Origin of the sequence: Streptosporangium roseum DSM 43021, assembly GCF_000024865.1 — a bacterium.
GTDB lineage: Bacteria > Actinomycetota > Actinomycetes > Streptosporangiales > Streptosporangiaceae > Streptosporangium > Streptosporangium roseum.
The window spans coordinates 686,078-696,039 of record NC_013595.1; the positions used below are offsets into that span (position 1 = coordinate 686,078).

A 9,962-nucleotide genomic window follows, 5' to 3' on the forward strand; every position below is an offset into this window, starting at 1 on the left:
GCTGTCCGGGTGTGGTGGACGGATCACGGCCTCGACGCCGGGTGAGGTGGCCGGAGCATGAGCTGGGTGCTGATCGCGCTTCTCGGGGTGCCGCTGGCAGGGGCCGCCGCTCTGCTCGCACTGTCCAGGACGGATACCGCGGCCGGGGGGCGGCTGCTCCGGGTGCACGCCCTGGCCGTCTCCGGGATCACGTTCGCGCTGTCGGTGGTGCTGGCCGCCGGGTTCGACTACGGCGACGCGGCCCGAGTGCAGTTCTCGACGGACCTGGCCTGGGTCCCGGGGCTGGACCTCAGGTTCCACCTCGGAGTGGACGGCATCTCGCTGCCCCTGGTCGTGCTGACCACGCTGCTGACCTTCCTCTGCTCCGTCTACCTGTGCTGGGGCCGTGCCGACGGGCCCGGACAGCTGCTGCGACCCAAGTCCGGCGGCAACCGGCCCCGGGCCCTGGTGTTCACGCTGCTCGTCCTCGAAGTAGGCATGATCGGCACGTTCCTCGCCCTCGACCTGCTGTTGTTCTTCGTTTTCTTCGAGGTCGTCCTCATCCCGATGTACTTCGTGATCGCTGTCTGGGGCGGGCGCGCCCGGCGGGCCGCGGCGATCAAGTTCATCCTCTACACCCTGCTCGGCTCCGTCGTGCTCCTGCTCGGCCTGCTCCTCATCTGGGCGCAGACCGGCACCCTCGACATGATCGCCCTGGCCCGCGCCCAAGGGGCGGGGATGTCCTCCTCGGTGCAGGTGCTCGCCTTCGTCGCCGTCGGCATCGGCCTCGCGGTCAAGACTCCGATGTGGCCGCTGCACACCTGGCTGCCCGCCGCCCACACCGAGGCGCCCACCGTCGGCTCGGTGCTCCTCGCGGGTGTCCTGCTCAAGATGGGCACCTACGGCTTCGCCCGCATCGCCATCCCGGTTCTGCCCGACGGCGCCGCGGCCATGGCCCCCTGGCTCGGTGCCTTCGCGGTGATCGGCATCGTCTACGGCTCCCTCGCCTGCCTCGCCCAGCGCGATCTCAAACGGATGATCGCCTACTCCTCCATCGGTCACATGGGCTTCGTCCTGCTGGGCTTCGCTACGCTCACCCCGGTCGGCATCAACGGCGCCCTCTTCGGCAACATCGCCCACGGCCTGATCACCGCCCTGCTGTTCTTCATCGCCGGAGCGATCAAGGATCGCTACGGCACCACCGACATGCCCTCGCTCGGCGGCGGCATGCTGTCGCGCCTGCCGCATCTCGGCTCCCTGCTGACCTTCGCCGCCGTCGCCTCCCTCGGAATGCCGGGCCTGGCGGGTTTCTGGGGCGAGATGCTGGCACTCCTCGGCGCCTACGGACCGGCCGCGGGCCTGTCCCGTCCGCTCTACCTGACCTTCATGGCCCTCGGGGGCCTCGGCACCGTCCTGACCGCCGCCTACTTCCTGCTCATGCTCTCCCGCGTCACCCACGGCCGCTCCGTCGAGACCGTGCACGCCCCGGTGCTCGCCGCGGTGGGCGGGGGAGGCGGCAGCCGGCCGGGAGCCGTCATGAGGGTCGGGATCGCGCGCGTGCGAGACGTCACCGGCTACGAGCTGGCAGCCTGGGTGCCGCTGATCGCGCTGATCCTGCTGCTCGGTCTCTGGCCGAAGACGCTCCTGCTCGTCACCGGCCCGGTGGTCCAGACCCTCCTGGGGGCGCCGTGATCCAGTCGATCGACTACTACGCGGTCGCGCCGCTGCTGGTTCTCGCCCTCACCGCCGGAGCCGTGCTCCTCCTGGACGCCTTCCTGCCCCGCAGGCCGTACGCGCGCCCCCTGCTCGGAGCGGTCACCCTCACCGGGGTCCTGGGCGCGCTCGGCGTGGTGGTCGCGCAGGCCGTGCGGGCCGGCGATCCGATGCGGACCTTCTGCGTGCCCGCCGGGCTCCCCGGCCCCACCAGGGCCGGCATCGGCGCGCTGGACATCGGGACGCTCGCATCAGGGCCGGGCGGGCCGGACGGAGCCGCCTCGGCGCTGTGCTCGTTCGTGGTCGACGACTTCACGCTGATCTTCGCGGGGCTCGCGCTGGCCGCCGGGGTCGTCGTGGTGCTCCTGTCGATGGCGGAGCTCTCCTCCGGAGACGTCCCCGTCGGCGAGTGGTATTTCCTGCTGCTCTGCACGCTGGTCGGCGCTGTCGCCCTGCCCGCCTCCCGGGACCTGGTCATGCTCGTGGTCGCGCTGGAGCTGGTCTCGCTGCCGGTCTTCGCGCTCACCGCCCTCAGACGCTACGACGGCCGGAGCTCGGAGGCGGCGGTCAAGCTCTTCCTGGTCTCCGTGGTCTCCACGGCGGTGATGCTCTTCGGGGTCTCCCTGCTGTACGGCATGACCGGGACCGTCTACCTCGACAGGCTGGCCCAGGTCCTGCGCGGGCCCGTCACGGAGCCCATGGCCGGACCCGGGCCGGGACAGGCGGCCTCCGACGCCTATGCCTCCACGCTCCGGATCGCCTACGACCTGCCACCGGTGCTCGTCGTGGCCGTGGTCCTGGTGATCGCCGGGTTCGGCTTCAAGGTCGCGGCGGTGCCGTTCCACGCGTGGGCGGGCGACGTCTACCAGGGGGCTCCGATCCCGGTCGCGGCCCTGCTCTCGGTGATCTCCAAGGCCGCGGGGTTCGCCGGGCTGATCCTCATCCTGGTCGCCGCCCTGCGGGGCCAGGTCGCGGTCTGGGCTCCGCTGGTCGCGATCATCGCCGCGCTGACCATGACCGTCGGCAACCTTCTGGCCCTGCGCCAGCGCCATGCCGTACGCCTGCTCGCCTGGTCCTCGGTCGCCCAGTCGGGCTACATCCTCGCTCCCCTCGGCGTCCGCGACGACGAGGCGATGAGTGCCTCGATCGCCTATCTGGTGTTCTACGCGGCGATGAACCTCGGGGCGTTCGCGGTGGTCATGCTGGTGTCGCGGCGCGGGGCCCGGGGTGGGCTGGACGACTACCGGGGGCTGGCGTTCCGCAACCCGGCAGCCGGGCTGGCACTGGCCTTCTTCCTGATCTGCCTGGCGGGGCTGCCACCGGGGCTGGCCGGGCTGTTCGCCAAGATCGTGGTGTTCCGGGAGCTCGTCGACGGCGGCGGGGCCTGGCTGGCCCTGGTGATGGCCGCCAACACGGTTGTCGGGCTCTACTACTACGTCGCCTGGGCGGCACGGATCTTCACCCCGGTCCCGGTGACCGAGGGCGCCGGCGCTCCCGCGCCAGTGGGCGGTGCCCCCACGGGAGAGGGCGTTCCTTCCCCGATGGGTGGCGACCGTGCCGGAGCCGGTCCCCCGGGAGTGGGTGGTGGTCCTGCGGGAGAGGGCGTCCCCTCCCCGGTGGGTGGTGGTCCTGCGGGAGAGGGCGTCCCCTCCCCGGTGGGTGGTGGTCCTGCGGAAGGGGGCGTCCCCCCTGCGGCGGGTGAGGATCCTACGGGGGCCGGTGTCCCTTCGGCGGCGGGCGGTCGTGCCGGGGGCGACCGCGCCGGATGGGTGCCGGTGGGGGTGGCCATCGTGCTGGCCGGGGTCGTCGCGGTGGTGTTCTCGATCGCCCCCCAGGTGGTGCTCGACCTCCTGCCGGAGAGCTTCATCGCTTCCGGCTGAACGATCCCGGGAACGTTCGACCTGGCCGGCTGAATGATTCCGGGAACGTTCGACCTGGCCGGCTGAATGATTCCGGGAACGTTCGACCTGGCCGGAGACGTTGGCATTGGTGAATCGGCATCAACCGAAAGGGGGGTGCAGTGCACCACAACGGTCTGCGTACCGCGGTCCTTCTCGGCGCACTGTCCGCGGTGATCATCGCGGTGGGAGCGTGGCTGGGGGGCGGCGCCGGCGTGCAGATCGCGGTTCTGATCGCGTTGGCGGCCAATGGTGTCGCCTACTTCTTCTCCGACCGGATCGCCCTGTCCGCCATGCGTGCCCGGCCGGTGGGCGAGGTCGAGCAACCGACCCTCTACCGGATCGTGCGCGAGCTCTCCACCGAGGCCCGCCAACCCATGCCCCGGCTGTACGTCTCGCCGACCATGCAGCCCAACGCCTTCGCGACCGGCCGCAACCCCCGCAACGCCGCGGTCTGCGTGACCTACGGCATCACGCAGCTCCTCGACGAGCGCGAGCTGCGCGGGGTCATAGGACACGAGCTGTCCCACGTCTACAACCGGGACATCCTGATCTCCTCCGTGGCGGGCGCGCTGGCCACGATGATCACCTATCTTGGCTACGTCGGCCTGATCTTCGGCGGCGGGGACGACGATGAGGGGCCCGGTTTCATCGGAGCCCTGCTCATGATGGTGCTCGGCCCGGTCGCCGCCGGGATGATCCAGATGGCCATCTCCCGATCCCGCGAATACCAGGCGGACGAGTCCGGAGCCCGGCTGACCGGCGACCCGCTGGCCCTCGCCTCGGCGCTGAGGAAGATCGAGATGGGCACCCGTCAGCTGCCGCTCCCCGAGAACGGCCGTCTCGCCTCCGCCTCCCACCTCATGATCGCCAACCCCTTCCGGGGGGCTGGAATCGGCCGGTTGTTCTCCACCCACCCGCCCACCGCCGAGCGCGTCGCCCGGCTGGAGCGGATGGCCGGCTACCGCCGTTGAGGCCGGTCAGGGGCTGAGCCCGGCGATGGCCGGCTACCGCCGGTGAGACCGGTCAGGGTCGAGTCCGGCGATGGTTGGGTTGTGGACGGTTGAGACCGGTCAGGGGCTGAGGCCGGCGATGATCGGGTTGTGGACGGAGCTGGGCACGGTGAAGGCGTCCACCGGCTGGACGAGCCCTGACGCCTGGTCCACCCGATACCAGGTGTAGACCGTGTCGACCCCCTTTTTGATCCTGGGAGGGGCGACCATCTGCAGGTCGAGGTGGCCGGCGCCGTCCCAGCGGAGCCGGGTGGGGATCCTCTCGGAGGGGAGCGCGATGGGCAGACCGCCACCGGCCTTGCCCGCGGCCACGTTCCACAGGCCGATGGCCGATCCGTCGTCGGTGAAGTGGGCGACGATCGTGCCGTCCGGGCTGAGCGCGCCCCCCACGGGGACGCGTCCCCTCTCCGCCAGCGTGGACGTCGAGTAGATCCCCGCCCTGAACTCGTCGTCGACGGCGAGCATGAGCTTGGCGTCCGAGCTGAAGCTCCACGGCCGCAGCCCCGGCGGCACCACCGAACTCCTCCCGCTCTGCGCGTTGAGGACCCGCTCGTCCCGCCCGCTGCCCAGGACCACATAGCGCCCGGCCGGAGCGAGGTCGATCCGCGTGGCGCGGAGCTCGCGTGACCACTGCACCCCGGGGACCACGCGTACATTTCCGGTGGACATGTCGCGGATGACGAGCGCCCTGTCTCCTCGCCGGAAATAAGCGACATACTCCCCGTCCGGGGACAGGGCCAGCGGTGCCCGCCGCTTGCGCGCCCTCGCCGCGAACACCCGGGCGTCGGTCAGCTTGATCACCTGACCGTCCCATGTCCAGAGCGTCCAGGGGGCGCAGACGCAGCCGGCCAGCCCCGCGTAGCGGACCGAAGACCCCGGGGTCTCCGCCTCCACGTCCGCCTCCATCGGAGCTCCCGCTCCCATGACAATGGCGATCACGCCGGCGAGAACCACCGGTCGGCGGCACGGTCTCATCGACGCCCCCTGAGCTCATCGGACAGGGGGACATCACGTAGGGGCCACTGTACGCGCCATGGAAGGCTTGTCACCGGTATGACCGCGAATGTCGCCAGAGTATGGATCAGGAAGTGTTCCGGTGCCGGGCCGGACGGAGTGGCCCCGAGTGGTGAGCGGTTCGGAAAAACGCGCTCATGGGGCCGGCGGGCCGGCGCTGAGCGGCCGGGTGGAGGCCGGTGTGGAAGGCGGGCGCGGAGAGCATGTGGAGACCTGGGCGGAGACTGTGTGGAGGCCCGGTGCGGAGGTCGGCCCGGAGGTCTGCGGGGGTCGATGGGGGCACGCCGCTCGGCTCTCGCGGCGTGCCCCCATACGGATCGACGGTACGGCCCGCGCCGGACACGGGCCGTACCGTCACATGACGATGCCGGGGAGCCTCGCGTTGCCGACCGGGTAGATGCCCGTCTTGCGGACCTCCCCGGTCCGGACGTTCATTCCGTATACGGTCGTCAGGTCATCCCGGATGTGTCGGCCATCCGAGATGCCGACCAGGACGGCGACCTCGGTGTCGTTCAGCCAGTGTCCCAGGCGGAGGATGACAGCGTCCTCGGGCAGGCCCTGTGCCTTGATCTTGCCCTGCATACCGCCCGTCACGGTGTCGAAGACGACGAGCGTGCCGTCGTCTTCGAAGGGCCCGTCGCCTTCCCGGGTCTCGCCGACTTTGGCCATCGTCCGCCCGTCGGGTGCGAGCGCGCTGAACCGCTGGCCGTACTCCGGGATGCTCGACTCGCGTATCACGCCTCCGGGAGAGACCAGCCGGACCCGTGAGGAGGTGTCCTTCCAGTTGACCACCACCGCAGGGTCTCCGTCATCGGCGACGCTGACCGGCATCCAGCCGGTCGGGAGCGGGGTGGTCCGGCCGTTACGCATATCGATCAGCAGGCCGTTCTTCCCGGCGAAGGAGGTGAACGCCAGGTGGCGCCCGTTGTCGGACACGCGGAGGAAGACCTCGCTCTCCAACTGCCGTCGCGGCACCTTCACCGGGGCGGTCAGCTCCTTGCCGCTTGCCAGGTCGCGGATCTTGAACTTCTGCTCCCGGTCGCTGTAGTAGGCGAGCGCCCGGCCGTCGGGGGTGATCGTCAACGGGCCGAGAACGGCCTTGTCGGTCAGTCCCAGAGCCTGTGGCACGTCATAGGTGTCCCCGGTCCGGGTGACCACCCGCCATCTGCCGGGCTTGCAGTCCGGCGGGACGTCAGTGTCCGGGCACGAGGTGGTGTAGGCATAGGCCAGCGGGCCCACCTTCTTCTTCGGCAGCGGTGACGACTTGATCTCCCACGTCCTCGGTTCACGTGGCAGGGCCGCGATGTCGCCCGCTCCCCGGAGCGGCAGCAGGCCCGTGCCTACCATGATGGCCAGGCTCGCGACCACGGCCGTGGCGGCTGCGGCCAGCATCATGGCCGTCCGCTTCCGCTGCCTGTTCCCCCGGATCGCCCGGTCGGCCAGGTCCACGGCCGGGGCCTCGTCCGCGATCTCGGCCAGCGCGTCGTGCAGCCGGGTCATCGGTTCACCTCCTGTGGCTCGGCATCGACGAGCAGGTGGGCCAGTTCGGGCGCGAGCACGCGCAGGCGGCCCAGGGCATGGTGGGTCTGGCTCTTGACGGTGCCGAGCGAGCAGTTCAGCAGCTCGGCGGTCTCGCGCTCGCTGCGGTCCTCGTAGAAGCGCAGGACGATCACGGCGCGCTGCCTGGGCGTCAGGCGCATGAGGGCCTGACGCAGGACGATCCGGTCGACCGTGGAGTCGTCGTGGGAGTGCCCCCGCTCGGGCGGATGGGCGCTCGGCAGTTCCCTCCGGGTACGGCGCCGCCATGAGATGTGCTGGTTTATCAGTGCCCTGCGGGTATACGCCTCGGGACTTCCCTGCCGCAGGAGCTTCGGCCAGTGCCCGGCGACTTTGGTGAGAACGCTCTGCAGGAGGTCCTCGGCAAGGTGGGTGTCTCCCGTGAGCAGGTACGCGGTCCGCATCAGCGATTGCTGGCGGGCGTGCACGAACTCACGGAAGCCGTCGTAGCGATCCAATTCGGCCTCCTCTCGCCCGTTATCAACGCGCATGAGGGGGCGTGAGGTTGGAACCTTCAGGAGTGGTGGGTGACCGGGTCGGTCTCCTCCGGGTAGAGCCCGGGGATGCCGTCGATGCTCTCGCGGTTGTTCCTGGCACGGTAGGTCCGCTTCTGCTGGACGTCCTTGCGCTGCGCCCATTCGTCCAGCAGGGTCCGGTCCTCGTCGAAGGACATGAACGGCACCGAGAAGCCGCAGGAGTCGGAGATGCGGTCGCAGTCGACGACGATGATCGACCGGACGCCGGGGTGCGGCCCGAAGTTCTTGATCAGGTCGGAGAAGCCGGGGTCCTCCGGGACGACGACCCGGCCGGTGCCGTACAGGCGGAGGATGTTGGGCGGGCCGGAGAAGGCGCAGAACATGACCGTGATACGGCCGTTCTGGCGGAGATGGGAGATGGTCTCCACGCCGCTGCCGTCCAGGTCGAGATAGGCGACCGTGGTGTCGTCGAGGACGGCGAAGGTGTCGGCGTATCCCTTGGGGGAGACGTTGACGTGGCCACCCTGCTCGGGGGCGGTCGCGACGAAGTAGACCGGCTGCGCCTGGATGAACTCGCGCAGCCGATCGCTGATCCTGTCATGAATTTTCCCCATGAAAGGGAAGATAGAGGGTCGTCATTCGCCGGGCAGCCACCAGGTCCACGGGTCGGTCCTGACCTTGAAGGAGTCCAGCCTGCGGGTGGTTCCGGTCCCGGCGTTCACCGCCCGCTTCACCGCCGAGGTGACGGTGCCCTCCCCGTCGCCCCTGCTGGTCCAGAGCGTCAGGGTGCCGGCCGCGTCCCAGTGGAGACGCTGCGCGCTCTCGTCCTTGGGAGTGCCGAGCGGGACCGCGTCGGAGACGGTGTCCGAGGACAGGTCGTAGGTGCGCAGGCGGGGCTTGCCCGACCCGCCGGTGATGACCAGCGCGACGGTGGTCCCGTCGTCGGCCAGCGCGATCGGCGTGTTGTTGGACACGATCTGCGGGACGACCTGGCTTGAGGTCTCGTGCCCCTCGGCGTCGAAGACCGCGAACTCGGTGATGTTGTCGTCGGTGAACCGGCCGGTCAGCAGGTGCTTCCCGTCGGGGCTGAAGCTCAGCACGTTGTTCTTCGACGGCAGCTTGGTCACCTTGCCGGTCTTCAGGTTCGCGACCAGGCTCGGCAGCCTCTCGCCGTCGTCGAAGTAGTCGACCACGGCGATCGAGCCGTCGGGGGAGAGCATCGTGTCCACGTTGTCCTGGCCGAGCCCCTTGGGCAGATCGGCCGCCCCGCCGGGCAGCGGGCGGACCTTTCCGCTGTTCACATCGCGGATGACGAGCTTGTCACCCTTGATGTAGCTCATGGACCGGCCGTCACCGCTGACCGCGAACAGGGCGCTGGTGTCCTTGTCCACCTTGCCGCGTGCCTGCTTGGGGTGGACCCGCGCGTCGGTCAGCTTGACGGTCTTCCCGCTGCGCATGGTCAGCATCCAGTTGCCGCAGGGGACCCTGTAGTCCTTCTTGGGGCAGCTTCTGAGCCAGGCGTACCGGACGGAGTCGTCGGATGCGGCTCCCGTCGTCGCATCCGCCGGAGTCACGATCATGGTGGCAGCCGCTGCCGCGACCGCGAGTACGGCGAATCCGCGTGAGGGTTTCATCGAGATTCCTTTCGTCATCTGGATAGATGCGCCTCTGGCGCCAAAGGTTGCGTCACGGATCAGCCACGCTCCTCGCGGGGTGCGCGGCGGCTTTCCCGGTGGCGCGGGGCGTGCGGTGGCTTCCCCGTGGCGCGGTCGCGCGGCCGGCCGGCTCCGGGGACATTTTCTCCATGGCATGGCCGGCTGAGTGGTCGGCCGCGGGCCGGGAGCGCGCTGAAATCGCGGGCAATGATTCTGCGATTTCCCTGCCGGGCCTTCTTGCCGATAATGCTCCCGGCCGTGGCCGGTCGGCGCGCGCACCGGCGGACTCTCCGGTGTGGTGGGCCCGTGAGCGGGCTTTGCGAGTGCCGCCCCGGATTGTGTGCCATTGCAACGCGCCCGTCATTCCATTGGAACGTCGTCGTTATTCATGTCGATCGGCACTTGGGGTGCTCCCGGGAGACGGCTCGGGAAGCGGGGCGCCGGGCGGATCGGACATCGCTCGCAGAGAGTTGCGGGGCAGATTTAAGTTCTGTTTCGAGTGAGCTGACAATGAGTCTGAAAAAAGAGTGGAATTGACGGTGTTCCACCGTCCGGCAAACCTGTGGCCAGGTGATTTACGCAGTCGGATAGGAGGATGCCGCGTAAGTGGTGAGCAGAGGGAGAGGGGTGGGCGATTCTGTCCAATCATTGTCCACG

8 protein-coding genes are annotated in these 9,962 nt (G+C 69.6%); 3 read left to right on the forward strand and 5 right to left on the reverse strand.

Features of this window, described 5'->3' with window-relative positions; translation table 11 throughout:
• Positions 1-57: 57 nt before the first annotated feature.
• From SROS_RS03200 to htpX, 3 genes are all read left to right on the forward strand, one after another.
• Entirely contained in the window at positions 58-1,671 is a 1,614-nt protein-coding gene (locus tag SROS_RS03200) for a complex I subunit 4 family protein (protein ID WP_012887442.1), read from the forward strand.
• A complete protein-coding gene (locus SROS_RS03205; RefSeq protein WP_012887443.1) occupies positions 1,668-3,572 on the forward strand; it encodes an NADH-quinone oxidoreductase subunit N in 1,905 nt (634 codons plus the stop codon). Before SROS_RS03200 ends, SROS_RS03205 begins: the two co-directional genes overlap by 4 nt.
• A 140-nt stretch (positions 3,573-3,712) precedes the next feature.
• Entirely contained in the window at positions 3,713-4,564 is an 852-nt protein-coding gene (htpX, locus tag SROS_RS03210; protein WP_012887444.1) for a zinc metalloprotease HtpX, read from the forward strand.
• A 99-nt stretch (positions 4,565-4,663) separates the two neighbouring features.
• Here htpX and SROS_RS03215 read toward each other — a convergent pair whose 3' ends face one another.
• The 5 genes from SROS_RS03215 to SROS_RS03235 form a co-directional block, all read right to left on the reverse strand.
• On the reverse strand, positions 4,664-5,509 hold the full coding sequence (locus tag SROS_RS03215) for a WD40 repeat domain-containing protein (RefSeq protein ID WP_012887445.1): 846 nt from the start codon (positions 5,507-5,509) through the stop codon (positions 4,664-4,666).
• Positions 5,510-5,971: 462 nt separating this feature from the next.
• Positions 5,972-7,117, reverse strand: a complete 1,146-nt coding sequence (locus SROS_RS03220) for a TolB family protein (RefSeq protein WP_012887446.1) — start codon at positions 7,115-7,117, stop codon at positions 5,972-5,974.
• Positions 7,114-7,632: a SigE family RNA polymerase sigma factor gene (locus SROS_RS03225; protein ID WP_012887447.1), complete on the reverse strand. Its 519-nt coding sequence runs from the start codon at positions 7,630-7,632 to the stop codon at positions 7,114-7,116. Before SROS_RS03225 ends, SROS_RS03220 begins: the two co-directional genes overlap by 4 nt.
• A gap of 56 nt (positions 7,633-7,688) precedes the next feature.
• Entirely contained in the window at positions 7,689-8,264 is a 576-nt protein-coding gene (locus SROS_RS03230) for a pyridoxamine 5'-phosphate oxidase family protein (protein WP_012887448.1), read from the reverse strand.
• Between the two features lie 21 nt (positions 8,265-8,285).
• Positions 8,286-9,284, reverse strand: a complete 999-nt coding sequence (locus tag SROS_RS03235) for a hypothetical protein (protein ID WP_012887449.1) — start codon at positions 9,282-9,284, stop codon at positions 8,286-8,288.
• Positions 9,285-9,962: the final 678 nt, after the last annotated feature.